Source organism: Caulobacter sp. 17J80-11, from assembly GCF_014349105.1.
Lineage (GTDB): Bacteria > Pseudomonadota > Alphaproteobacteria > Caulobacterales > Caulobacteraceae > 17J80-11.
On sequence record NZ_JACSJI010000007.1, the window covers coordinates 1 to 23006 of the forward strand.

Consider the following 23006-nt stretch of genomic DNA (forward strand, 5'->3'; position numbering starts at 1 on the left):
CCGTCCCAACGGCCGTCGCCGCGACCGGCGGTCTGGCCGCCGCCGCTCTGGCGGTCGCCGCCGCCGGGCCGGCCGCCGCGGTCGTCGCGGGTCGGCTGGGTGCGTTGGCTGCGGTCGCCGCGAGCCGGGCGCTCGTCGCGCTGCTCGGCGCGCGGGTTTTCCCGGCCCGGCTGGGCGAAGGCCGCCCCGGGGGCGCCCACGGCCAAGACCGCGAGCCCGGTGAGCATCAGACGCTTCATATCCCGTCCTCCTGAATGGGCGGTCCGTCCTGGACCCGCCCGGCGAAACGGCCCCGCTCCGCCGCCGTATCGCCGTTATTTCGCCCCGCGGCTGAACCGAACCTGAACGAGCGGGGCAGGGCGCGTTCGGTTAGCGGCGCCAGATCGCCACAGCGATCAGGCCGTTGTTGACGTTGGCCATCACGAACTGCCCGCCGACGCGGAACCAGGCGTGGTTGCGGTCCACCGGCGGGCGCAGGCCGGCCCGGCGCCAGTTCACCCACTCGCCGCGGAACCGCGGCGGGAGGCGCTCGCCACGGCGCCACTCGCGGGCGTAGGCGCGCTCGTAGCGACCGTAGTCGCCGCGATCGTAGCGGCCGCCGTAGTCGCGCTCGTCGTAGCGGCCGCCGTCGTAGCGGCCGCCGTCGTAACGGCCGTCGTAGTAACCCCCATCGCCGCGATAGCTGTCGGCCAGGGCCATGCCGGGGGCGGCGATGGCGGTGACGGCCGCGACGGCGAGAAGAAGACGTTTCATGACGCTCACCTCGGTTACCTTGCGGACCCTTTTCGTCCGCTTCCGAGGACCGTTATCGTCCTCTCAGGCTGAACCGACGCTGAGCCCGCTGTCAGGCTGCGTTCATGAGAGCTGAGCCGTTGCGGCCGGCTTCGACGCTATCCATATCGCCGTCTGTTGCAGATGGAGGACTGTATGACCGCGCCGATCGAGCTCTGGTACTGGCCCACGCCCAACGGCTGGAAAATCAGCATCGCGCTGGAGGAAATGGGTCTGCCCTACGAGCTGAAGGCCGTGAACATCGGCGCCGGCGAGCAGTTCAAGCCCGAATTCCTGGCCATCTCCCCCAACAACCGCATGCCGGCCATCGTCGACCCGGACGGGGCGGGCGACGGCCAGCCGCTGTCGATCTTCGAGTCCGGCGCCATCCTCCAGCACCTGGGCCGCAAGTCCGGCAAGTTCTATCCCCAGAGCCCGCGCGAGCGCGCCGAGGTGGAGCAGTGGCTGTTCTGGCAGATGGGCGGCCTCGGACCGATGGCGGGCCAGACCCATCACTTCCGCCAGTACGCCCCGCAGATGATCAAGGACCAGCGCCAGCTGGCCTATGGCGTGAACCGCTACACCAACGAGACCGAGCGGCTGTACGGGGTGCTGAACAAGCGCCTCGCCGACCGGGACTTCGTGGCGGGCGAATACTCGATCGCCGACATGGCGATCTTCCCGTGGATCCGGCCGTGGAAGAACCAGGGCCAGGACCTGGACGCCTTCGCGCACCTGAAGGCCTGGTTCGAACGGGTCGGCGAGCGCGACGGCGTCCAGCGCGGCCTGGCCGTCGGCGAGGCGCTGCGCAACAACGCTCTGTCCAACGCCGGCAAGCAGGGCGACGCGGCCCGCGCGGTGCTGTTCGGGCAAAGGGGACGGTGACTCCATTCCCTCTCCCGGTCGGGAGAGGGCGGGGCCCACGCGAAGCGTGAGAGGGTGTGGGATACGGGAGGGATCAGGACTTGGCGCGCCAAGGCCGCCTCGGTCCGTAACCCCTCATCCTCCCGCGCAGGCCTTCGGGCTTTCGCCCTCCGGCGCGCGGGCTCCGTCCTTCTCCCTCCGGGAGAAGGCTAGCCGCCCAGGCTCTTCAGCGCCGCCTTCGCGATGTCGACGGCCACGCCCTTCAGGTCGCCGCTACGCAGGGACTTGTCGTCGTCGTCCAGCGACACGCGCAGGATCTTGCCGTTCCTGGCCCGCACCAGCAGGGCGTAGTCGTCCGGCGTCCAGACCGCCGCGGCGCCGAGGTCGGCCACGGTCTCCTGCGCTTCGTCGCTGAGCTCGCCGACCATCTGCCCCCAGTCGCCGTTCAGCTGGCTGACCCGGATGAACGGGCCGTCGTCGGAGACGCCGTAGTTGCAGTAGGGGCCGCCGTCGTCGGCCGCGGCTTCGGCCAGGGCCACGGGCTTGCCGATGATCCGGCTCATCTGCGCCTTGTCGACCAGACGGCAGACATCGCCAGCCGGCGGGGCCGCCGGGGCGAAGCCGGTCAGCAGGGCGGCCGCGGCCGTTACGGCCGCGCCGGCGGCCAGGGAGCGGATATTCCACATGGGCGCGGGCTCCTTGTCAGAGCCCGCACCTTCGGCCCGCGGCGTTCAGGCGAAAATCGGGAGAAACCCTGAGAAGACGGCCGCGCCGCCTCAGATCGGATCGTCGATCGACTTGGCGAAGGCCGAGAACAGCTTCGGGCCGGTCTCGGTCATGTAGAGGCAGTCTTCCATCCGAATGCCGAACTCGCCGGGGATGTAGATCCCGGGCTCGTCGGAGAAGCACATCCCGGGGGCGAGCGGGGTCGTGTCGCCGTGCACGAAGAAGGACGGCTCGTGGCCGTCCATGCCGATGCCGTGGCCGGTGCGGTGCGACAGGCCCGGCAGCTTGTAGCCCGGCCCCCAGCCTTCCTTTTCGTAGAAGGCGCGCACGGCGTCGTCGACGGCGCCGCAGGGCGTGCCCAGCTTGGCGGTCGCAAGGGCGATCTCCTGGCCGCGCTTGACCGTGTCCCAGACCTTGCGCTGCTTGGCCGAGGGCGTCCCGTGCACCCAGGTGCGCGAGATGTCGGACTGGTAGCCGTGCACGTCCGCGCCGCAGTCCATCAGGATCACGCCGCCCTCGCGCACCACCTGCGGCTTCTCCGAGCCGTGCGGATAGGCCGAGGCGTCGTTCAGCAGCACCAGGGCGAAGTCGGGCCTGGCGCCCAGAGCGGCGGTGGCGGCGTTCATCATCGCGCCGATCTCGCCGGCGGTCATGCCGGGCTTCACCCGCGGGTGGACGTAGCGCAGCGCCGCCAGGGTCACGTCCGAGGCCGCCTGCATCAGGGCCAGCTCGGCCGGCGACTTGATCATCCGGCAGCCGCGCACGATCGGGTCGCCCGACGTGACGGTGACGCCGGGCGCGGCGGCGCGCACGCCCTCGACGATGAAGAAGCGGGTCGTGGCCTCGACGGCGAGGGTCCCGGAGCCCGCACCGCCGTCGGCCAAGGCCTGCGCGATGCGCTCGAACGGGCTCTCGTGCTCGTTCCAGGGGCGCACCTCGCCGTCGACGGCCAGGCTCTCGCGCACCGAGGGCTCTTCGAAGGCCGGGGTGACGATCACCACGGCCCCCTTGGCCGGGATCACCGCCGCCGTGGTCCGCTCCGAGCGGTTCCAGCGCACGCCGGTGAAGTAGGTCATGGACGAGCCCGGCTCGAGCAGCAGGGCCGACACGCCGCGCTCGGCCATCAGCCGCTGGGCCTTCTCGATGCGGGCGGCGCGCTCGGCCTTGGAGATCGGCTGGACGTTGGTGGTGAGCGACTTCAGCCCGCTCACGTCCGGCTTGGCTTCCGTCGCCGCCAGGGCCGGCCCCGCCGCCAGCGCCAGACCCGCGAACCCGAACAGACCCCGCCTCGAAACCATGACTCGCCCCCAGAAGCTTTGCGGGCGGACTATGCGCGGGCGGGCAGGGGGCGTCGACTCCACCAGCAAATATCTGACCGTCATCCCGGCCGGAGCGGAGCGAAGCGCAGCGGAGAGCCGGGACCCAGCAAGAACTGCGGGTGATGCCGCTCGCCTGCAGCTTCGAAGTCGAGTTGCTGGGTCCCGGATCAGCGCTGACGCGCTGTCGGGGATGACGGGCAGGGAAGGCGAGCTGCTACTTCATCCGCGCCAGCACCGCCCGCGCGACGTCCATCGCCACGCCCTTGGCGTCGCCGCCGCGCAGGGCCCGCGCGTCGTCGTCGATCGACACCAGAACGATCGCGCCGCCTTGCGAGCGCACCAGCAGGTCCGTCGCGTTCGGGGCCCACAGGGCCGCGGCGCCCAGGCCGTAGACATTGTCCTGCGGGCTGTCGTTCCGCGCGGCCACCGCGTCGTTCCACGAGCCGTCGGGCCGGGTGAGGGTGACGCGCGGGCCGTCGGGCGTGACCGCGTAGGTGCAGGTGTCGCCGTTCTCGTCCTCGCCGCTGACCGCGCTGGCCACCGGCCGGCCGATGACACGGCCCATCTCAGCCGCGCTCAGCAGGGCGCAGACGTCGTCGCTGGGCGCGGCGGCCGGCGCGAAGCCGGTCATGAGGGCCGCGGCGGCCGCCAGGGCGCCGCAGGCCAGGGGTCGGGACGGTCCCATAGGCAAAGCTCCTTTCGGGCTCGAGGCGTGGAATTCCCTTAGAAACGCCGAGAGGCCGCGCGCGGGTTCTGAACGAAGCGTTACCGACGTCTTGCGCAAGTCTTAAGCACGGTTCGAGTATTCATCTTCGCTTTACAGAAAATATTTGTGCTGAATTTCGCCGTTAACCCTAGTTTCACGTACCGGCGTTTTTATCGTCTCATCCAATGAGGGAACCGGCGCACAGAAAGCGCGCCGGCGGAGGACAAGAAGATGATGCACGTCAGCGATTTTCCGGCCAAAGGCCTGCCGCTTCCGCATCCGGCCATGTCGGCCGACGAACTGCTCAAGCTGGGCATGATGTACTCGACCGGCCAGGGCGGCGCGCCGTTCGACCGGGTCTCGGCCCACATGCTGTTCAACCTGGCCTCGATGATGGGCTCGGTCGAAGCCGTCGCCTACCGCCGCGAACTGAGCGCCGAGATGGAGCGCGAGGACGTGGCCGAGGCCCAGCGCTGCGCCCGCCGCTGGATCGACCAGGGCGTCACCGCGCTGCGCGCCTAATCCTGACGGAAACGGGCCGACTGCAGCGTCAGTCGACGCAGCGGCCCATTCCGACCTTGCCGCCGACGACCGGGGTCTTGCACCCGCAGGGATCAGAATCGGCCTGGCACTGGCCGGTGACCGGCGTCCCGGGCGCGGCGTCCCCCTGGTAAAGGCAGTCGCCCGCGCACTGCGAACCGTCGGTGCAGCTCTTGCCGGCGTCCGGGTAGGCGATCACGCACTGCGGCAGTTGCCGCCGGCAGACCGGCTTCACGGTCCCGCCCTTGGCCTGGCACGAGGCCACATCCACGCTGGAGTCGGCCACAGGCTTCGGCGCCGCCGTTTCGGTGGGCGCGCAGCCGGCCAGCAGGATCAGGCTCAGCGCCGCGGCGGCGAAACGTAGTCCCATCGTATTCTCCAGCGGTTCGTCGCTGAACTCCCCGCGCCCGCGCCCGGTTCAGTTCGCGCCCAGCTTGATCTTTCCGTCCGCACCCAGGCTATGGGCCACGCCCGTGCGCGCAAACAGCGTCGCGACGAAGGCCGTCGGATCGGCGACGCCCTCGGTCACGAACCGGCGCGTTTCGGCCGTCAGTTCGGCGTCGCCGGTGGCCTGGCCGAAGGCCTCCAGCCATTCGTCGGCCGTCACCACCCCGTCCGCGCGGTTGGCGTCGATCAGCCGTCGCCAGAAGGTGTAGGCGTCGGCCTCGGGCTCGCGCTTGCGCAGGCCGGCCTCCGCCGCCAGCAGCAGCACCGCGCCGCAGCCGTACTGGGCCTGCGGTTCGCCGCGCTCCAGCACCCCGGCCAGCGACTCGTTCGGCCCGACCAGGCCCAGGCAGTCGTCGACCTCGCCCTGGAGCCGGCGCGTCGGATCGTAGTCGGGGGCCAGCACGCCGAGCGCGCGTACGGCCAGGATGTCGGCGCCGCCCTCCATCATCCAGTTGTCGGCGCCGGTCTCGACCCGCAGGGTCTGGGCCAGCCAGAAGTGCGCGGTCTCGTGGCCCAGGAACCAGCGGGCCAGGTTCTTCACCGGCTTGTCGGGATTGAGGACGCGCTGGCCGCGCAGGTCCATCTGCATCAGGCCGCCGAGCACGCCGCCGTTCAGGCTGACGCCGGGCTGGGCCGCGCCGCCCCAGGCCGCGAACACCATCGGCCGCCCTGCGGCGGGCGCGCCGAGGCGCTGCGTATGCTGGGCCAGCAGCTTTGGGAGGTAGTCGTCGAGCTCGTCGCGCAGCCAGCTCGGAATGCCCGGGTCCACGATCCCGGCCAGGGAGCCGGTCTCGATCGCCTTCGCGTCGCCGAAATAGGCGTAGCCGCCCGAGCCGGCCCCGGTGACCACGCGGCCGTCCAGGACCGCGCCGTTGTAGAGCGCGCGCCGGCCGGGCGCGTCGAAGGTCAGGCGCGAGCGGGTCGGGATGATCTCGCTGTCGACGTCGACCGGCAGGCTTTCAGCGGCCGCCGCATTGGCCAGCGGCACGACCTCGAACTGGTTGGTGTAGTGGGCCTGGCCGCCGTCGGAGAACTGCAGGGTGGGGCGGTAGTCCTTCTCCAGCTCCTCGGTGAACGGCTTGAAGCGGATCCGCACGCCGGTCAGCGGCGCGCCGTCGGCGCTCAGCACGTCGTAGCGGCCGATGCGCTTGAGGCTGACGCCGGGGGTCTCGACCGTCCAGGCCTGAGCCCGCCAGGGCGTCTTGTCGGCGGCGGTCACGGCCGACCGCGCGAAGGCCCAGGCCGGGGCGGACTTTCCGAAGCGGTAGTCGGCGGTCCAGCTCCCGTCCGCGGCCGGCGAGACGGTGACGTCGACGTCGACCGGCTCAGGCTTCGGCGCGCTGGCGCAGGCTCCCAGCGTGAGCAGCGCGGAAACGAGAACGGACCTGAAGCGCATGGCGGACCCCCGGCCGGCGCGGGCCGGCTAGGTCCCGTATGCGGCGGGCGAAGCTGCGCCGCAACTTACGGTAACGTCATTATGCGAGCGAGGAGGGCTCGTTCACGTGTCCTGAACTAGGTCTGGCGGACTGTGGGCCTAACCACCCATTTCCCGTACGGTCATGCTTATCCCCTGGCGCAGCGTATCGACCCTGCTCTTTGCCGCGTTCGTCGTCTTCGCTGTCCCTTGGGCCGGTGGGCTAGGAACCCTTGCAGCAATCATTCCGGCGATGCTTGTGGCTAAGCCGGCGGCCGCCGTCTTTGGGGACTGGGCAGTTATCCCGGCCCTTTGCTTGTTCTGGATCACGCCGCCTGTGCTGCCGCTCTGGGCGGCCCATCGGATTTCCTCACCTGACCGGATCTACCTTGTCGAGGTGGCCGTGCTCTGGCTAGGCGCTTGGGGGTTGCTCGGGCTCTTGGTGATTGAGCACCGACCGGATTGGCTCGGCTGAGCTCTAGCCGCCGAACACCGCCGCCACGTCGGCCTCGCCCATCACCCGCCATTCGCCGGCCGGCAGGTCGCTCGGCAGGTCCAGCCCGCCGATCCGGTCGCGATGCAACGCGGTGACGTGGTTGCCCACGGCCGCGAACATGCGCCGGACCTGGTGGTAGCGGCCCTCGTGGATGGTCAGCAGGGCCTCGGTCGGGGACAGGACTTCCAGCTCGGCGGGCAGCAGCGGCTTCTCCTCGCCCTCCAGCATCAGCGTCCCGGCGGCGAAGACCTGGCCCTCGTCGCCCTTCATCGGGCGGTCCAGGGTCACGCGATAGCGCTTGGCGACGTTGCTCTTCGGCGAAATGATCCGGTGCAGCAGGGCCCCGTCGTCGGTCAGCAGCAGCAGGCCCGAGGTCTCCTTGTCCAGCCGGCCCACGGTCGAGATCGCCGGATCGCGCAGCCGCCAGCGCGCCGGCAGCAGCTCGTAGACCAGCGCCCCGGCTTCCTTGTGCGAGCAGGTGACGCCCAGCGGCTTGTGCAGCATCAGCGCCAGGCCCGGCGGCGGGTCCAGCGGCTTGCCGTTGACGGTCATGCGCGCCGGCAGGTCGGGCGTGAGCGCGATCTTGTCGTCGGCGTCCTCGACCTCGGCGCCGTCCAGCTTCACGCGGCCGGCGCGGACGAGCGACTGCACCTCGCGGCGCGAGCCGTAGCCCAGGTTGGACAGCAGGCGGTCCAGGCGCAGCGTCGGGGTCTTGCTCACTTGCGCGCCTCGTAGACCTTGAAGCCGCCGGTCTCGACGTCCAGGCGGACGCGGGAAAACAGCGGCTTCAGCACCGCCTCGTAGGGCAGGTGGCGGTTGGCCACCAGCCAGAGCTGGCCGCCGGTCTTCAACGCCTCGGCCGCACGGCGGATGAAGGCCTGGCCCAGCGCCTTGTCCTCGGCCCCGCCGTCGTGGAAGGGCGGGTTCATGACCACGAAGTCCAGGCCCTCCAGGCCGACGCCTGAGCGCACGTCGGCCTGACGGAAGGTCACGCGGGCGTCCTCGACGTTGCGGCGGGCCAGCTCGACGGCGCGGCGGTCCAGATCGATCAGGGCGAGGGCCTCGACCTTGGGCGAGGCCAGGATCTTCGCGGCGAGGAAGCCGACGCCGGCGCCCAGGTCGGCGCCGCGGCCCGCCAGCGCCGGCAGCCGTTCCAGCAGCAGCGCGCTGCCGGGGTCCGGCCGGTCCCAGCTGAACACGCCGGGCTGCGACCACAGGCCCAGCCGCTCGACGAAGCGGGGCGCGCCGGCGGCGATGGCTTCGGCGACGCCCACAGGTTCGGCCGGGCGTTCGCAGACGCAGATGCGGTGATGGCGCTTGCCGGTCTCGTTGACCTGGCAGCCGAACGCCGCCAGCTCCTTGCCCAGGCGCGAGCCGCCCTTGTCCTTGGGGGCCAGCGCCGTCAGCCGGCCGCCCGGCTTAAGCGCGCGCAGGGCGTGGGCCAGGGCGTAGCGGCGCTCGGCCGTGCCGGGCGGGGCCAGCAGGGTGGCGGCCTCCAGCGATCCGTCGGCGAGATCTTCCAGCCGCGCGGCGCCTGGCGCCAGCGGCGAAACCTGCACGGCGGCGCCGGGATCGACCAGTTCCAGCGGCGGCGAGCCGTAGAGGACATGTAGGGGAGCAGGCTCGGCCACGGGCGGTCCGTTCGTGAATGCGGGCGCCCGTCATAGACTGAAATCCTCCCCCGAGCGAAGCGGTGGGGGAGGGGGACCGCCGAAGGCGGCGGAGGGGGCTCGTCTTGGCCGGACGGGCGCCGTCGCGCTCCGCTGGCCCCCCCCCCTCGGCGGCTACGCCGCCTGCTCCCCCCAGCGCTGACGCTCGGGGGGAGATTTGGTCGGTGCGCTGACGCTGAAACACCGGAGCGTCCTGGGCTGTTGGCCCGGCCGGGTACGCATTCCGGAGTAGTTTGATGTTCCTTTTCCAGGCCGAGGACCGCCAGATCGTACGCGAGGCGGTGCAATCCTTCTCCGACCAGGGCCAGGCCCTGATCACCGACGCGGTCGTCCCCGGCTTCTCCATTCCGGCCGTGACCAACCTGCAGGTGACCGCCGAGGTCTCGCCCCTGGTCGGCGGCGGGGTGGAGTTCGCCGACCAGACCTCGCACGTCGTGACCGTCTCGGTCGACTTCCCCACGCCGACCGACGTCGGCCTGGTGTTCGGCCAGCCGCAGTTGTTCAGCAGCTTCGGGGCGCCGCTGCCGACCTTCGACGGCTTCCTGCTGTTCTGATCCGGACCCGTTCCGGCGCGCGTCCGGTTGTTTCGCCTGAGACGACAGGAGGCGCGCCATGGAACGGCGGATAAGGCTGTTGGCCGCGGCCGGGGCGGCGGGCTTGATGCTGGGCGCCGCGCGCGCGCCTGCACCGGCCGACCCCTTCGATCCCGTCCAGCAGGCCCAGGCCATGTGCGGGCCGGGGCGCGGCGGCGGCGCGGCCATGCGGGCGCGCCTGGCGGCGGCCGCCGCGCTGGAGGCGCCGGGGGGAGGCGAGATCCAGCGCATCCCCGACCTCGGCCCGACCCGGGTGAAGATCACCACCAACAGCCCCGACGCCCAGGCCTGGTTCGACCAGGGCCTGATGCTGGCCTACGGTTTCAACCACGACGCGGCGATCCGCTCCTTCCGCAAGGCCCAGGCCGCCGACCCGACCTGCGCCATGTGCTACTGGGGCGAGGCCTGGGCGCGCGGGCCCAACATCAACGCGCCCATGGACGCCGGCGAGACGCCCGGCGCCGTCGCCGCGGCGAAGAAGGCCGCCAGCCTGGCCGCGAAGACGACCGCCCAGGAGCAGGCGCTGATCCAGGCGGTGCAGACCCGCTATTCGCTCGATCCGAACGCCGATCGCGCCGCGCTGGACAAGGCGTTCTCGGCCGCCATGCGCCAGGCGGCCGATCGCTTTCCCGCCGACGACGACATCCAGCTGATGGCGGCCGAGGCGGCGATGGACACCCAGCCCTGGTCCTACTGGGAGGCCGACGGCGTCACGCCCAAGGGCGAGGCCGGCTGGGCCATCGAACGGGTCGAGCAGGTGCTCAAGCGCAATCCCGGCCACCCGCAGGCCGACCACCTGTACATCCACCTGGTGGAGGCGTCGAAGACGCCGGAACGGGCCGAGCCCTACGCCGACCGGCTGAACAAGCCGCTGGTGCCGACCGCCGGGCACCTGGTGCACATGCCGGCCCACATCTACTACCGGGTCGGGCGGTTCGAGGACTCGTATAAGTCCAACCTCGCGGCCGTGCGCGCCGACGAGGCCTTCTTCAAGGCCAACCCGGAGTCGGCGATCTATCGCTACGGCTACTACCCGCACAACGTGCACTTCCTGGTGGCTTCGTCCCAGATGGCCGGCGACCGCGACGCGGCGCTCATGGAGGCGGCTCGCCTGCGCTCGGTGCTGGACGTCGAGACGGCGATGCGCGCGCCGTGGGTGCAGGCGATCTGGGCCGCGCCGTCCTTCGCCTACGCCCAGTACAGCCCGCCGCAGGAGATCCTGGCCCAGCCGGCCCCGGACGCGCGGCTGCCCTACGCGGTCGGCATGTGGCGCTATTCGCGCGCCGTGGCCAACGCGCTGAAGGACGATCCGAAGGGCGTCGAGGCGGAGCTGATCGAGCTGCGCAAGGTGCGCGACGGGAGCGACTTCACCGTCATGGAGGCCGGCGGCTTCCCGGCGCGCACCCTGCTGAGCCTGGCCGAGCAGGTGGCCTGGGGGCGCCTGGCCATGCAGCAGGGCGCCTACGAGCGCGCGGTCGGCTACTTCCAGAAGGCGGCCGAGCTGGAGGCCGAGGTGCCCTACATGGAGCCGCCGTTCTGGTACTACCCCGTCGGCCAGTCCCTGGGCGCCGCCCAGCTGAAGGCCGGCCGGGCGGCCGACGCGAGGCAGACCTTCACGACCGTGCTGGCCCGCCACCCGAACGACGCGTGGGCGCTGTACGGCCTGGCCGAGGCCCAGACGGCGCTCGGCGACAAGGCCGGCGCGGCGCAGAGCCGGGCGGCGCTGGCCAAGGCCTGGAAGGGCGAGCCGGGCTGGCTGAAGCTGGAAAGGCTGTAGCGCGATCTCTGCCCCGCATCCTCACCGTCATCCCGGCCGAGGTCCGCGTAAGCGGGCCGGAGAGCCGGGACCCAGCAAGCTCGACCTGACCACGGCGAAGGCGGGCGACAACCGGCGTCGCGCTTGCTGGGTCCCGGCTCTCCGCTGCGCTTCGCTCCGCTGCGGCCGGGATGACGGAGGGGAGGCGCGACCTCCTGGGCGGTCACGCGTTCCCTCCCGACAGAGGAGCCCCGCCATGGCCGAACGCCCCAAGAACCGTGAAGTCGAGAATGAGGACCTGCGCCCGTCGGCTGACGGCGGGCCGCCGCGGCCGGCCACCGAGCCGAAGGGCGCGCGGGCGCAGAAGGAGAGCCCGACCCGCACCGACCCGGGCTCGGGCGAACCGCGTGGGGAGGGGCGGCGGCCCTAGTTGCCCTTGGCCGGCGAGCGGCGCCCGGCGTTGGACAGCGGCTGGCCGTAGCGTTGCCGGTTCGCCTGGGTGTCGGGTATCGGCGCGTTGGAGATCACCCGGCCCTGGTCGTCGGTCTGGGCGACGAACTGCCGGGTCTGGCTGGGCGTGGTCTGTTCCAGCGCCGGCTCGCGCGGCTGGAGCGTGCGCTCCGGCGTGCTCGGTCCGGCGATATAGGGATCGTCGTCCTGCTTGATCTGGTCCGAGCGGGCCGGCGGCACGGCCAGCGCCGGGCTGGCCGCCAGCAGGGCGGCCGCGACGAGGATGGATGAAGCGATGCGCATGCGGGTCTCCTGACGGAGCCCGTCCCCTTCCGCGCCGAACGAGGGAGGGGGCCGATGGTTCCGGCCACTAGCGCCCGCGACGGAGCGCCGGTATCTGAGGGCGGGGCGTCACACACGGGGGCCGCGTGCAGCCGATCATCTCGGTTTCGGGTCTGTCGAAGACCTACAAGGGCGGCTTCCAGGCGCTCAAGAACGTCGACCTGGAGATCCGCAAGGGCGAGATCTTCGCCCTGCTGGGGCCGAACGGGGCCGGCAAGACCACCCTGATCAGCATCGTCTGCGGCATCGTCAACCCGACCACGGGCACGGTTCAGGCCGACGGCCATGACGTGGTCGCGGACTACAAGGCCGCGCGCCGCAAGATCGGCCTGGTGCCGCAGGAACTGTCGACCGACATGTTCGAGCGGGTCTGGGACACGGTGAAGTTCAGCCGCGGCCTGTTCGGCAAGGGCCCCAACCGCAAGTTCCTCGAGAAGGTCCTCAAGGACCTGGCCCTGTGGGACAAGCGCAAGAACAAGATCATGACCCTGTCGGGCGGCATGAAGCGCCGGGTGATGATCGCCAAGGCGCTGGCGCACGAGCCGGACATCCTGTTCCTGGACGAGCCCACCGCCGGCGTCGACGTCGAGCTGCGCCGCGAGATGTGGGAGATGGTCCGGGGCCTGCGCGAGCGTGGCGTCACCATCATCCTGACCACCCACTACATCGAGGAGGCCGAGGAGATGGCCGACCGGATCGGGGTGATCTCGAAGGGCGAGCTGATCCTGGTCGAGGACAAGCACGTCCTGATGCGCAAGCTGGGCAAGAAGCAGCTGACCCTGCACCTGCAGGCGCCGCTCACCGCCCTGCCGGCCGGCTTCGAGGGCGAGCCGCTGGAGCTGTCGGGCGACGGCCAGTCGCTGGTCTACACCTTCGACGCCCACGCCGACGAAACCGGCATCGCCGCCCTGCTGCGCCGGCTGGCCGCGCACGGGGTCGACTTCAAGGACCTGCAGACGAAGGAGACCTCGCTGGAGGAGATCTTCGTCAACCTGGTGAGGGGGCGGTAAGTGAACCTGCACGCCATTAGAGCCATCTACTTCTTCGAGCTGGCGCGCACCTGGCGGACGCTGATGCAGTCCATCCTGTCGCCGGTGATCTCGGTGTCGCTGTACTTCATCGTGTTCGGCTCGGCGATCGGCTCGCGCATGGTCGCCATCGACGGGGTCCCGTACGGCGCCTTCATCGTGCCGGGCCTGATCATGCTGTCGATCCTGACCGAGAGCATCTCCAACGCCTCCTTCGGGATCTACCTGCCGAGGTTCTCCGGCACGATCTACGAGGTGCTGTCGGCGCCGATCAGTTCGACCGAGATCGTCATCGGCTATGTCGGCGCGGCCGCCACCAAGTCGGTGATCCTGGGCTCGATCATGCTGGCCACGGCGCGGCTGTTCGTGCCGTTCGAGATCGCCCATCCGGCCTGGATGGCCGGCTTCCTGGTGCTGACCGCGGTGACCTTCAGCCTGTTCGGCTTCGTGCTGGGCATCTGGGCCGACGGGTTCGAGCGGTTGCAGATCGTGCCCATGCTGATCGTCACGCCGCTGACCTTCCTGGGCGGGGCGTTCTACTCGATCGACATGCTGCCCGAGCCGTGGCGGCAGATCACCCTGTTCAATCCGGTCGTCTACCTGGTCTCAGGCTTCCGCTGGAGCTTCTTCGGGGTGTCGGACGTGGGCGTGTGGTGGAGCCTGGCGGCCACCGGCGGATTCCTGCTGCTGTGCCTGATGATCGTCGGCTGGATCTTCAAGACCGGGTACCGGCTGAAGGCGTGAGGACGAGCATGACACTCAACGGGGAGGGAATCCTTCCGCTTTTGGTGCTGCCGCTCTTGGGCCTCAGCCTGCTCGTCGCCTTGCGCTTTGAAGCGATTGGAGGAGCGGCGAGGATGGGCGCGCGGGCGCCGCGCTTCTTCTCCTGGGGCTTCTTCGACCGCTGGCATGCGATCCGGTTCGTCTGGACGGGCGAGCACCGTGAGCTGCGGGATCCGGTGTTTTCCCTGCTGATTTGGGGCTTGCGCCTTGTGACTGCCGTGGCGCTCGCTTTGATTGGCGTCATGGTCGCGGCGCCTTCGATCTAGCGGTAGCCCGACCCTCGTTCTCCCAGCTTGACGATTGCACTTTAAGATGCAAAGTTCTTCGTCATGACGCGGACGCAGGGGCGGCCGCGCGGGGAGGAGCCCTCATGTTTCGTATGCTGACCCTGGCGCTGGCCGCCGTCGTCGCCGTGGCCGCGCCGGCGCAGGCCAAGGCGCCGTTCAAGAGCGACCGCATCATCGTCACCACGGTGGGCGAAGGCCCCGACGTCGTGCTGATCCCGGGCCTGTCGTCCTCGCCCAAGGTGTGGGAGCAGACGGTCAAGGCGCACCCGGGCTACCGCTTCCACCTGGTCCAGCTGAACGGCTTCGCCGGCGCGCCGGTCGACGGCGCCGCGACCGGCGACGTCGCCGCCCCGGCCGCCGAGGAGATCGCCCGCTACATCTCCGAGCGGCACCTGAAGAAGCCGGCCGTGATCGGCCACTCGATGGGCGGCACCATGGCCATGATGGTCGCGGCCCGTCACCCGGACGAGGTCAGCAAGGTGATGGTCGTCGACATGCTGCCGTTCATGGGCGCCATGTTCGGCCCGCCTGGCTCGACGCCCGAGACCCTGAAGCCGACCGCCGAGCGGATCCGCAAGGCCATGGCCGAAGCGAACGACGCCCAGCGCGCCGCCAGCCTGGACGCCACCATCGCGGGCATGATACGCACGGTCGACATGCGTCCTATGGCCCTGGCCGACGCCAAGGCCAGCGATCCGGACGTGTCGGCCCGCGCCTTCGCCGAGCTGATCCTCACCGACCTGCGCCCGGAGCTGAAGTCGATCAGCGCGCCGCTGACCGTGCTCTTCGTGCGCGGCAACAACGCGCCGGTCACCGACGCCCAGATGGAGGGCTTCTACAAGGCCTCGTTCGTGAACCTTCCGGCCGCGACCCTGAAGCGGATCCCCGACAGCGACCACTTCATCATGTTCGACCAGCCCAAGGTGTTCGCCGACGAGGTGAGCGCGTTCCTTGGCGGGAAGTAGGTCACTGAGTTCCTTCTCCCCTTGCGGGAGAAGGTGGCGCGCGGAGCGCGTCGGATGAGGGGTGTCGGCGCCGCGGTCTCGGATCGTGGCGCCGATTGCTTTTCAGACGGTGAGCGGCGCGCGTGCCCCCCTCATCCGGCCGGCTCCGCCGGCCACCTTCTCCCGCAAGGGGAGAAGGGCGCTAGCGGCCGGCCCCGCTCTTCGCCGCCTTGAACTGGTACACGCGGATGTAGTCGATCTGCATCCTGGCCGGGAACGGCGTGCCGGCGTCGGGGTCGCCGGGCCATTTGCCGCCGACGGCCAGGTTGGCCAGCAGGTACATGGGCTGGTGCATGTCGTGGGGTGTGTCGGTGCGGAACACCTCGCGGCCGTCGACGTACCACACGATCTCCGCCGCGTCCCAGCGGACGCCGTAGGTGTGGAAGCCCTGCGAGGTGTCGGCCACCTTGGTGGCGGCGTGCTCGGTGACGTTGGCGCCGGGGCCCTTCGAGTGGGTCGAGGTGTGGACCGTGCCGGGCTCGTTGCCCAGCACCTCCATGACGTCGATCTCGGGCGGCCAGCCGCCGGCCTGGGGCAGCAGCCAGAAGGCCGGCCACAGGCCCTGACCGGCCGGCAGCCGGGCCCTCATTTCGAAGTAGCCGTACTGCTGGCTGAAGGTGTCGCGCGTGTTGATCAGGCCCGAGGTGTAGCCGTAGCCGCCGGTCGCCGCCTTCACCTCTCGGGTCGACGGTTCGGCGGTGATGGTCAGCACGCCGTCCTTCACCGAAAACGGATCGACCTCCAGCGGCGCCTTGGCGGCCCCGGCGAAGTCGACGTCCATGTAGACTTGCTTCTCGGCGTTGTTGGGCAGGGTGCGGGTGTCGAAGGCCCGGCCCGGCCCGAAGGTGGTGTTCCACACGCCCGACCCGCTCCAGTCGGCCCGCCGGTCGAACCGGTCGAACTCGTCGTCGAAGGTCAGGGTCATGCGCCCGCGATCAACCGCGCTCTGCGCGCCGCAGCTCGAGCCGCCGGCGAGCAGGGCGGCGGCGGCGGTGAAGATCAGGCTAGCGATACGCGTGCGGACGTCGGCCAAGCTGGAGCTCCGTGGACCCCGGCTAGACCGTTGGGAGGGTCTGATCGTTCCGTGCGACCGGGGCGTGATCAGCTCCAGTGCCACGCATCGGCGGCCGTCAGGGCGGCGAGGGCGATGAATTTCAACGTCACCGTGGCTCCGTCGGCGAAGCTGAACACCACGTCGGCGCCGTCCTGGGCGACGGTCGGGGCGAGGCCGGCGGCCTGGTATCCGCCGAAGTCCAGGCGGTCCTGGCCCGGCTGGAAGTGATACACGACGTCCGCCGCGGAGGCCGGGCCGAAGACCATGAGATCCGCCCCGGCGCCGCCGTCCAGCACGTCGTCGCCGCCGCCGCCCTCGATCCGGTCGTCGCCGCCCTGGCCGTTGATGCGGTCGTGGCTCGCGCCGCCGAGCAGGACGTCCGCGGCCTCGGTCGCGCCCCCGGCCGTGCCGCCGTTCAGGCTGTACGCGCGGATGTAGTCGATCCGCATCTGCGCCGGAAACGGGGTCGTCGCGTCCGGATCGCCGGGCAAGGTCCCGCCCACCGCCAGGTTGGCCAGCATGTACATGGGCTGGTGCATGTCGGCCGGCGTCGCCGTCCGGGCCACCTCGACGCCGTCGACGTACCAGACGAGCTTGTCGGCCTCCCAAAGGGCCCCGTAGGTGTGGAACCCGGCCGGATCGCCTTGAACGTCGCTGGCGCTGTAGTCGGCGGTGTGCGCTCCGGAAGCGTTCGAATGCGCCGCCGTGTGCGCGACCTGCGGCTGCGACCCGAAGATCTCCACCACGTCTAGCTCGGGCGGCCAGCCCCCGCCCTGCGGCAACAGCCAGAACGCGGGCCACAGGCCCTGACCGGCCGGCACGGCGGCGCGCATTTCGAAATAGCCGTAGAGCTGGCTGAAGGTGTCGCGGGTGTCGATCAGGCCCGAGGTGTAGTCGTACCCTCCGATCGCCGCTTGGACTTCGGGTGAGGCGGGCTGGGCCGTGATGGTCAGTACGCCGTCGGCTACGGAGAACGGATTGACGCCGAGCGGCGCCGCGCCGGAGCCGGCGAACTCCGGATCCATGTAGTACTGCTTCTCGGCGTTGCCGGGCAGGGTGCGGGTGTCGAACGCGCGGCCCGGGCCGAAGGTGGTGTTCCAGACGCCGGGACCGGACCAGTCGACGCGCCGGTCGAAGGCGTCGAACTCGTCGTCGAAGGTCAGGCTCATCTGGCTGAAATCGACCGGCAGCTGGAAGTCTTGCGGCTGGAAGTCGGCGATCTGATGGTTGCGGAAGGTGACGCTCTGGTCCGCCCCCAGGTCCAGCACGACGTCCGCACCGACCTGGGTCATCGCGGCCTGGACCTGGCTGAAATTGCAGATCGCCGCTCCGGTGAGCCGCACCTTGTCGGCGCCGCCGGCGAAATCGCTGATCGTGTCGCGCCCGGCGCCGGGGTCGACCACGAAGACGTCCGAACCGTCGCCGCCCGTGAGGACGTCGTCGCCGCCGAGCCCGTTCAGGACTTGATCGCCGCCATAGGCGAGCATGAGGTTCGCGCGCGCGTTGCCCTGGGCGCTGGCGGACCAGCCCCACTGGACGAGGTTCTCGACGCCGTCGGGAAGGACGTAGGACCAGGCGATGTTGACCGTGTCGACACCTTCTCCGGCGGCTTCGACGACGACGTCGCCGCCGCTCTCGAGGGTGTACACGTCGTCCCCCGCGCCGCCGTAAAGGACGTCGCCGCCGCCCCGGCCGATCATGGCGTCGTCGCCGGGCGTGCCGGTCAAGGTTTCGGCGGCGGAGCTGCCTTCGACGCGATTGCTGCTGGGGCGGCTCGACTGCGGGGGATCGTCTGCGTACTCGGTCGGGGCGAGGTCGGGCATTTACAGCTCTCCGACCGCGCGGCCGTGAACTGGACGCGAGCACGCGCGAGCGAACAGCATGACCCGTAGGGGGTGAGGTTCGTTCCCTTGCGGAGATCTCCGGAGAAAATACTGAGGCGCCGCCGCGTGTTAGAGGTCGCCCATCCAGTCAGCCTCGCCGGCGCCGATCGGCATGCCCGGCGGGACCGGGACGCGAGCCTTGGCCTGGTCCTTCAGGGCGGCGTCCAGCGCCTCGCGGTCGGAGAGCAGGCGCGACAGGCTCTGCGCCCACGCGCGCTCGGCCGGGTCGCCGCCGCGCTTGGCCAGCTTGCCGGCCAGCTCGTGCAGGCGCTGGTCGATGTCGGCCGAGACGCCGGCGGCCAGGTCGGTGTCGCGGCTGGCCGCGGCCAGCTGCAGGGCGGCCTGGCGGGCGACGCGGCGGCGCACGTCGCCGAGGCGGTGCGGCTCGCCGGACGGCGCGGCGAAGGTCGCGTCGATCAGCTTCTGGACGATCTCGTCCGCCCCCGGCGAAGTCTCGTCGCGGCGGTGCTGGTCGGCGGCGCGGTTCAGGCGCTCGGGCGCGAGTAGGGCGTTCAGCGTCTGGTTGGCGGCGGCTTCCGAGGCCGCCAGCGGGTCGAACACGCCTTCGCCCGCGGTGCGGAAGATCTCGATGTCGAACTGGCGGTCATAGGCGCCGGACCAGCCCGACGACAGCAGCGGCACGATCGCCTCCGGCACGTCCAGCGCCTCGGGCTTCAGGGTGTCGAGCAGGCTGGCCAGGGCTTTGCGCTGGTCGGCGGCCGGGACGGCGCGGGCGCTCTCGCGGCCGTCGCCCTTGACCGCGTAGGCGTAGTCGACGCCGCCCACCAGCTTGGCCGCGGCCTCGACCTGGTAGCGGTGCACCAGCCAGATCGGCACGAACTTGCGGCGCAGGTTGGCCGCCGGCTCGTTCGTATGGAGCGCGTTCACGCCGAAGCGGGCCAGGGCTGTCTTGCGCACGTCCATCATGCGCGACAGCTCGGCGGCCGGGTCCGTGCCGTCGTCCCAGATGCTGCCGTACGGCTGGCCGGTCGAGGCCGCCCGCGAGTCGGAGTCGCTGATGTAGCGCAGGCCTTCCTTCACGCCGGCCAGCGCCTTGGCCGGCTGCTGGGCCTCGGGCGCGTCGCCGTACAGCCAGTCGATGGCGAAGTCGTCCCAGCGGCCGACGCCGACGCCGTAGGCGTCCGACAGGTCGATCTCGCCGTCCTTCACGTTCAGCCGCGGGGCGGGGTAGTCCATCACCGACGCGCGCCCCTGGGTGGAAGCCGCGAAGTTGTGGGCCAGGCCGATGGCGTGGCCGGTCTCGTGGGCGGACAGCTGGCGGATGCGGGCCAGCGACACCTGCACCGGATCGTTCGGGCCGCCGGTCCCGACCTTGTCGGCGCCGACCAGGCCTTCGAAGATCAGCATGTCCTGGCGCACGCGCAGCGAGCCCAGCAGCACCGAGCCCTTGACGATCTCGCCGGTGCGCGGGTCGACCAGGCTCTGGCCGTAGGACCAGCCGCGGGTGGCGCGGTTGACCCAGTTGATGACGTTGTAGCGAACGTCCAGCGGGTCGACGCCCTCGGGCAACACCTCGACCTTGAAGGCGTCGATATAGCCGGCGTCCTCGAACGCCTTGGCCCACCAGGCCGCGCCCTCGACCAGGGCCGAGCGGATCGGCTCAGGGGCGGAGCGGTCGACGTAGAAGACGATCGGCTTCTTCACCGTCGAGCGCGCGGCCTTTGGATCGGTCTTCTCCAGGCGGAAGCGGTTGGCGAAGTCCTGCACGATCGGCTGGCCCAGCGGTGCGGCGTAGTCCAGCACCTGGGTGGAGAAGCCGCCGGCGCGCGGGTCGAAGCGGCGCGGCTGGTAGCCGTCGTCGGGCAGCTTCACCAGAGAGTGGCGCACCACCAGGGTGATCTGGCGCGGATCGGGCGCGATGTTGCGCACCTCAGGTCCGGGGGTGTCGGAGGCGAAGGTCTGGCGCGCCTCGAACTCCAGGTTCTCCGGGAAGACCTTCACGGCCGAGGGATCGGCCATGGTCAGGTCGCCGACCATCTTCCAGCCGTTCTCGCCGGCCTGCTTCAGCGTGTCGGCCACGCCCATGGCGTCGCGGTTCAGGAAGCTGGAGATGTCGACCAGCAGCCGGCCGTCGGGGTTCTCCGACACGACCTCGCCCGCCCACAGGGTGGAGTAGGCGAAGGCGTCGCGTGCGGCGGCCTGCTCGTCGGCGGGCGCGTTGGCGGCGCGGAAGCGCGGGTTCTCCAGCTCGGCGACGACCTTCTTGCCGACGCGGCGGAACACCAGCACCTGGGCGTCGCTGGTCTTGGCGCGGTCCAGGCCCACCGGCGCGGAGCCCAGGCCCGTGCGCAGCGCGGTGAAGTAGAGGTACTTGGCCGAGACGCCCTGGGCGTCGGGCTTGGGCAGGGAGAGCAGGATCTTGCCCTGCTTGGCGTCCACGTAGACCGGCAGCAGGCCGACCTCGGCCTTCATGTCCTTCACCACTTCGGCGAAGGGCTTGGGCGCGTCCGCGGCGAAGGCCGGCGCGGCCATCGACAAGGCCAGAACGCTCGCGCACGCGGCGAGCAGGGTTTTGGTGTTCATTGGTAGGCTCCCCGACTGCGGCGACGCTAGCGAGTCGAGGGGCGCGCGGCAAATGCTCCGGGGACGGTGCAAAGCTTTCCGTCATCCCGGCCGTAGCGGAGCGAAGCGCAGCGGAGAGCCGGGACCCAGCAAGCGCGACGCTTGTTGCAGGCCGACACGCGCAGCGTTGAGCTAGAGCCTGCTGGGTCCCGGATAAGCGCTGCGCGCTTTCCGGGATGACGGGGATTGCATGGGCGCCGGCGCTAGACCGTCTGCCCGGCCACCCAGCCGGACGACCAGGCCCACTGGAAATTGTAGCCGCCCAGCCAGCCGGTCACGTCGACCACCTCGCCGATGAAATACAGGCCGGGCACGTCGCGCGCCGCCATCGTCTTGGAATCGAGGTCGCGCGTGTCGACCCCGCCCAGCGTCACCTCGGCGGTGCGATAGCCCTCCGAACCCACCGGCTTCACGCGCCAGGCGTTCACGGCGTCGGCGACGCGGCGCAGCACCTTGTCGGACAGGTCGCCGACATTGCCCGTGGCGGCGTCTTCGGTCTCGACGACGTGCTGGGCCAGGCGCCGGGGCAGGCGGTCGGACAGCACGGTGACCAGGGCCTGGCGGGCGCGCTCTCGCCGGGCGGCGCGCAGCGCCTCGAACAGGTCGACGCCGGGCGCCATGTCGACGACGATCTCCTGGCCCTCGCGCCAGTAGGAGGAGATCTGCAGCACCGCCGGGCCGCTGAGGCCCCGGTGGGTGAACAGCATGGCCTCTTCGAACCGGGTCTTGCCGGCCCCGATCACCGTCGGATCGACCGCCACGCCGGCCAGGGGTTTGAGCCGCTCCAGCAGGCCGACCTCGAAGGTGAGGGGGACCAGCGCCGGGCGGGTCTCGACCAGGCGCAGGCCGAAGTACTGGGCCAGGTCGTAGCCGAAGCCGGTCGCGCCCATCTTGGGGATCGACTTGCCGCCGGTGGCGACCACCAGCGAACGGCAGCGGACCTGGCCGCTGGACAGCGACACCTCGAAGCCGTCGTCGGCCTTGGCGACGCGGGTCACCGACGTGCCCAGCCGCAGCTCCACGCCGCCGGCGCGCATCTCGGCCAGCATCATGTCGATGATCTGCTTTGCGCTGTCGTCGCAGAACAGCTGGCCGAGCGTCTTCTCGTGCCAGGCGATGCCATAGCGTTCGACCAGCTTGAGGAAGTCGTGCTGGGTGTAGCGGCTGAGCGCCGAGATGCAGAAGCGCGGGTTGGCCGACAGGAACTGGGCCGGGCTGGCGCGCAGGTTGGTGAAGTTGCAGCGCCCGCCGCCCGAGATGCGGATCTTCTCGCCCGGCTTGTCGGCGTGGTCGACGATCAGCGCCCGGCGGCCGCGCTTGCCCGCCTCGGCCGCGCACATCATCCCGGCCGCGCCCGCGCCGATCACCACCACGTCGTAGGAAGTCAAAACGCTCGCGTCCCTGGGCGCCCCGCCGAGGGTGGGCCGTATCGACAGGCCGGCGCCCGGTCAACGGCGCGCATTAACACGCACGCTCAAGTTGCGTGCTAGCGTCGGGGCAAGTGAGTAGGGGGAATCAGATGGTTGCGGCTGAACTCTTCGCGGAGGGCCCGGCCGGGCGCTTCGACATGGCCCGGGTGGTGCGGCGCACCTTCGGGGTGATCCGGCGCAATCTGGTCCCGTTCTGCGGACTGGCCGTAGTGTTCGGCGCGCTTCCCTATCTGGTCGTGACGCTGGGTGGCCAGCAAGTGCGCACCGAGGGTGCGAGCTTCACCAACGTCATGGTCAGCATCGTCGGGTGGGTGGTCACCACGGTCTGCAGCTACACCCTGCAGGCGGCGATCATCTACTGCACCGTCAAGGATCTGAACGGAAAGAAGCCCTCGCTCGAAGCGGCCGTGCAGGTCGGCCTGCGCAACTTCCTGGCCCTGTTCGGCCTGGCGATCGTAATGGGCCTGGGGCTCGGGCTGGCCTTCCTGCTGCTGATCGTTCCGGGCTGCATGCTGATGGCCGCCTGGGCGGTGGCCGTCCCCGCCGTGGTGATGGAGAACAAGGGCGTCGGCGAGAGCTTGTCGCGCAGTGGCCGTCTGACCAAGGGCAGCCGCTGGCCGGTGTTCGGCCTGATCGCCGTCTATTCCATCGTGGTCATCGGCCTGTCGATGGGGCTCGCCGCTGGCGGCGTGGTTTCGGGCCAGACCGGTGGCGTGACGATCGTCCAGGCGCTGGTCATGGCGGCGATCACGGTCGTCACCTCGCTGGTCGGCTCGGCTGGGAGCGCGGCGATCTACTGCGAACTGCGTGCGGTCAAGGAAGGCGTGGGCGTCGAAGCCCTGGCCTCGGTGTTCGATTGA

General features: G+C 70.6%; 23 protein-coding genes and 1 pseudogene. 10 read left to right on the plus strand and 14 right to left on the minus strand.

All coding sequences use genetic code 11. The annotated features are described in order from the left end of the window. Positions 1-239 (minus strand): annotated as a pseudogene (locus H8B08_RS08885) (hypothetical protein); the annotation flags it as partial. Positions 240-369: 130 nt separating this feature from the next. Next, positions 370-753, minus strand: coding sequence for an RcnB family protein (locus H8B08_RS08890; RefSeq protein WP_187449841.1), 384 nt, complete (start codon positions 751-753; stop codon positions 370-372). A 174-nt stretch (positions 754-927) separates the two neighbouring features. Between H8B08_RS08890 and H8B08_RS08895 the strand changes: the two genes are divergently transcribed. Then, the gene (locus tag H8B08_RS08895) at positions 928-1656 is read left to right on the plus strand and encodes a glutathione S-transferase N-terminal domain-containing protein (RefSeq protein WP_187449842.1); all 729 of its coding nucleotides are present in this window, start codon (positions 928-930) and stop codon (positions 1654-1656) included. 188 nt (positions 1657-1844) lie between these two features. On the opposite strand, the gene H8B08_RS08900 is transcribed toward H8B08_RS08895, so the two are convergent. The 3 genes from H8B08_RS08900 to H8B08_RS08910 form a co-directional block, all read right to left on the minus strand. Further along, complete coding sequence (locus H8B08_RS08900; RefSeq protein WP_187449843.1) at positions 1845-2321, minus strand: hypothetical protein; 477 nt, start codon at positions 2319-2321, stop codon at positions 1845-1847. A gap of 90 nt (positions 2322-2411) precedes the next feature. Then, positions 2412-3659 (minus strand): Xaa-Pro peptidase family protein, encoded by a 1248-nt coding sequence (locus tag H8B08_RS08905; protein ID WP_187449844.1) that lies wholly within the window; start codon positions 3657-3659, stop codon positions 2412-2414. 235 nt (positions 3660-3894) lie between these two features. Continuing rightward, positions 3895-4365, minus strand: a complete 471-nt coding sequence (locus H8B08_RS08910) for a hypothetical protein (protein WP_187449845.1) — start codon at positions 4363-4365, stop codon at positions 3895-3897. 252 nt (positions 4366-4617) lie between these two features. Here H8B08_RS08910 and H8B08_RS08915 point away from each other — a divergent pair, with 252 nt between their 5' ends. After that, complete coding sequence (locus tag H8B08_RS08915; RefSeq protein WP_187449846.1) at positions 4618-4908, plus strand: sel1 repeat family protein; 291 nt, start codon at positions 4618-4620, stop codon at positions 4906-4908. A gap of 28 nt (positions 4909-4936) precedes the next feature. Here H8B08_RS08915 and H8B08_RS08920 read toward each other — a convergent pair whose 3' ends face one another. The 4 genes from H8B08_RS08920 to H8B08_RS08935 form a co-directional block, all read right to left on the minus strand. Beyond that, complete coding sequence (locus H8B08_RS08920; protein WP_187449847.1) at positions 4937-5296, minus strand: hypothetical protein; 360 nt, start codon at positions 5294-5296, stop codon at positions 4937-4939. Between the two features lie 48 nt (positions 5297-5344). Further along, a complete protein-coding gene (locus tag H8B08_RS08925; RefSeq protein WP_187449848.1) occupies positions 5345-6769 on the minus strand; it encodes a hypothetical protein in 1425 nt (474 codons plus the stop codon). Between the two features lie 496 nt (positions 6770-7265). Continuing rightward, complete coding sequence (locus H8B08_RS08930; RefSeq protein ID WP_187449849.1) at positions 7266-8003, minus strand: pseudouridine synthase; 738 nt, start codon at positions 8001-8003, stop codon at positions 7266-7268. Beyond that, positions 8000-8914: a class I SAM-dependent methyltransferase gene (locus H8B08_RS08935; RefSeq protein ID WP_187449850.1), complete on the minus strand. Its 915-nt coding sequence runs from the start codon at positions 8912-8914 to the stop codon at positions 8000-8002. The genes H8B08_RS08930 and H8B08_RS08935 overlap by 4 nt, the downstream gene beginning before the upstream one ends. A 275-nt stretch (positions 8915-9189) precedes the next feature. Between H8B08_RS08935 and H8B08_RS08940 the strand changes: the two genes are divergently transcribed. The 3 genes from H8B08_RS08940 (at position 9190) to H8B08_RS08950 (ending at position 11732) form a co-directional block, all read left to right on the plus strand. Beyond that, positions 9190-9507, plus strand: coding sequence for a hypothetical protein (locus H8B08_RS08940; protein WP_187449851.1), 318 nt, complete (start codon positions 9190-9192; stop codon positions 9505-9507). Positions 9508-9565: 58 nt separating this feature from the next. After that, positions 9566-11323, plus strand: coding sequence for a tetratricopeptide repeat protein (locus H8B08_RS08945; RefSeq protein WP_187449852.1), 1758 nt, complete (start codon positions 9566-9568; stop codon positions 11321-11323). Positions 11324-11558: 235 nt separating this feature from the next. After that, positions 11559-11732: a hypothetical protein gene (locus H8B08_RS08950; RefSeq protein ID WP_187449853.1), complete on the plus strand. Its 174-nt coding sequence runs from the start codon at positions 11559-11561 to the stop codon at positions 11730-11732. On the opposite strand, the gene H8B08_RS08955 is transcribed toward H8B08_RS08950, so the two are convergent. After that, positions 11729-12055: a hypothetical protein gene (locus tag H8B08_RS08955; protein WP_187449854.1), complete on the minus strand. Its 327-nt coding sequence runs from the start codon at positions 12053-12055 to the stop codon at positions 11729-11731. The genes H8B08_RS08950 and H8B08_RS08955 overlap by 4 nt on opposite strands. A 125-nt stretch (positions 12056-12180) precedes the next feature. On the opposite strand from H8B08_RS08955, the gene H8B08_RS08960 reads away from it, so the two are divergent. The 4 genes from H8B08_RS08960 to H8B08_RS08975 all read left to right on the plus strand — a co-directional run bounded on the left by H8B08_RS08960 (position 12181) and on the right by H8B08_RS08975 (position 15157). Then, a complete protein-coding gene (locus tag H8B08_RS08960) occupies positions 12181-13104 on the plus strand; it encodes an ABC transporter ATP-binding protein (RefSeq protein ID WP_187449855.1) in 924 nt (307 codons plus the stop codon). Continuing rightward, positions 13105-13866, plus strand: a complete 762-nt coding sequence (locus H8B08_RS08965; RefSeq protein ID WP_187449856.1) for an ABC transporter permease — start codon at positions 13105-13107, stop codon at positions 13864-13866. Positions 13867-13874: 8 nt separating this feature from the next. Continuing rightward, entirely contained in the window at positions 13875-14171 is a 297-nt protein-coding gene (locus H8B08_RS08970) for a hypothetical protein (RefSeq protein WP_187449857.1), read from the plus strand. 104 nt (positions 14172-14275) lie between these two features. Then, a complete protein-coding gene (locus tag H8B08_RS08975) occupies positions 14276-15157 on the plus strand; it encodes an alpha/beta fold hydrolase (protein ID WP_187449858.1) in 882 nt (293 codons plus the stop codon). 181 nt (positions 15158-15338) lie between these two features. On the opposite strand, the gene H8B08_RS08980 is transcribed toward H8B08_RS08975, so the two are convergent. From H8B08_RS08980 to H8B08_RS08995, 4 genes are all read right to left on the minus strand, one after another. After that, positions 15339-16229, minus strand: a complete 891-nt coding sequence (locus H8B08_RS08980) for a glycoside hydrolase family 16 protein (protein ID WP_222934387.1) — start codon at positions 16227-16229, stop codon at positions 15339-15341. Between the two features lie 68 nt (positions 16230-16297). Beyond that, positions 16298-18073: a family 16 glycosylhydrolase gene (locus H8B08_RS08985; RefSeq protein WP_187449859.1), complete on the minus strand. Its 1776-nt coding sequence runs from the start codon at positions 18071-18073 to the stop codon at positions 16298-16300. 129 nt (positions 18074-18202) lie between these two features. After that, positions 18203-20677, minus strand: coding sequence for a zinc-dependent metalloprotease (locus H8B08_RS08990; protein WP_187449860.1), 2475 nt, complete (start codon positions 20675-20677; stop codon positions 18203-18205). 242 nt (positions 20678-20919) lie between these two features. Then, a complete protein-coding gene (locus H8B08_RS08995) occupies positions 20920-22104 on the minus strand; it encodes an NAD(P)/FAD-dependent oxidoreductase (RefSeq protein WP_187449861.1) in 1185 nt (394 codons plus the stop codon). A gap of 131 nt (positions 22105-22235) precedes the next feature. Here H8B08_RS08995 and H8B08_RS09000 point away from each other — a divergent pair, with 131 nt between their 5' ends. After that, positions 22236-23006 carry a hypothetical protein gene (locus H8B08_RS09000; RefSeq protein ID WP_187449862.1) on the plus strand — a complete coding sequence of 257 codons (771 nt, stop codon included), beginning with the start codon at positions 22236-22238 and terminating at the stop codon, positions 23004-23006.

Coding starts and splice junctions, on each gene's coding strand:
- H8B08_RS08890 (WP_187449841.1), bottom strand. CDS start 753: ATGAAACGTCTTCTTCTCGCCGTCGCGGCCGTCACCGCCATCGCCGCC.
- H8B08_RS08895 (WP_187449842.1), top strand. CDS start 928: ATGACCGCGCCGATCGAGCTCTGGTACTGGCCCACGCCCAACGGCTGG.
- H8B08_RS08900 (WP_187449843.1), bottom strand. CDS start 2,321: ATGTGGAATATCCGCTCCCTGGCCGCCGGCGCGGCCGTAACGGCCGCG.
- H8B08_RS08905 (WP_187449844.1), bottom strand. CDS start 3,659: ATGGTTTCGAGGCGGGGTCTGTTCGGGTTCGCGGGTCTGGCGCTGGCG.
- H8B08_RS08910 (WP_187449845.1), bottom strand. CDS start 4,365: ATGGGACCGTCCCGACCCCTGGCCTGCGGCGCCCTGGCGGCCGCCGCG.
- H8B08_RS08915 (WP_187449846.1), top strand. CDS start 4,618: ATGATGCACGTCAGCGATTTTCCGGCCAAAGGCCTGCCGCTTCCGCAT.
- H8B08_RS08920 (WP_187449847.1), bottom strand. CDS start 5,296: ATGGGACTACGTTTCGCCGCCGCGGCGCTGAGCCTGATCCTGCTGGCC.
- H8B08_RS08925 (WP_187449848.1), bottom strand. CDS start 6,769: ATGCGCTTCAGGTCCGTTCTCGTTTCCGCGCTGCTCACGCTGGGAGCC.
- H8B08_RS08940 (WP_187449851.1), top strand. CDS start 9,190: ATGTTCCTTTTCCAGGCCGAGGACCGCCAGATCGTACGCGAGGCGGTG.
- H8B08_RS08945 (WP_187449852.1), top strand. CDS start 9,566: ATGGAACGGCGGATAAGGCTGTTGGCCGCGGCCGGGGCGGCGGGCTTG.
- H8B08_RS08950 (WP_187449853.1), top strand. CDS start 11,559: ATGGCCGAACGCCCCAAGAACCGTGAAGTCGAGAATGAGGACCTGCGC.
- H8B08_RS08955 (WP_187449854.1), bottom strand. CDS start 12,055: ATGCGCATCGCTTCATCCATCCTCGTCGCGGCCGCCCTGCTGGCGGCC.
- H8B08_RS08970 (WP_187449857.1), top strand. CDS start 13,875: ATGACACTCAACGGGGAGGGAATCCTTCCGCTTTTGGTGCTGCCGCTC.
- H8B08_RS08975 (WP_187449858.1), top strand. CDS start 14,276: ATGTTTCGTATGCTGACCCTGGCGCTGGCCGCCGTCGTCGCCGTGGCC.
- H8B08_RS08985 (WP_187449859.1), bottom strand. CDS start 18,073: ATGCCCGACCTCGCCCCGACCGAGTACGCAGACGATCCCCCGCAGTCG.
- H8B08_RS08990 (WP_187449860.1), bottom strand. CDS start 20,677: ATGAACACCAAAACCCTGCTCGCCGCGTGCGCGAGCGTTCTGGCCTTG.
- H8B08_RS09000 (WP_187449862.1), top strand. CDS start 22,236: ATGGTTGCGGCTGAACTCTTCGCGGAGGGCCCGGCCGGGCGCTTCGAC.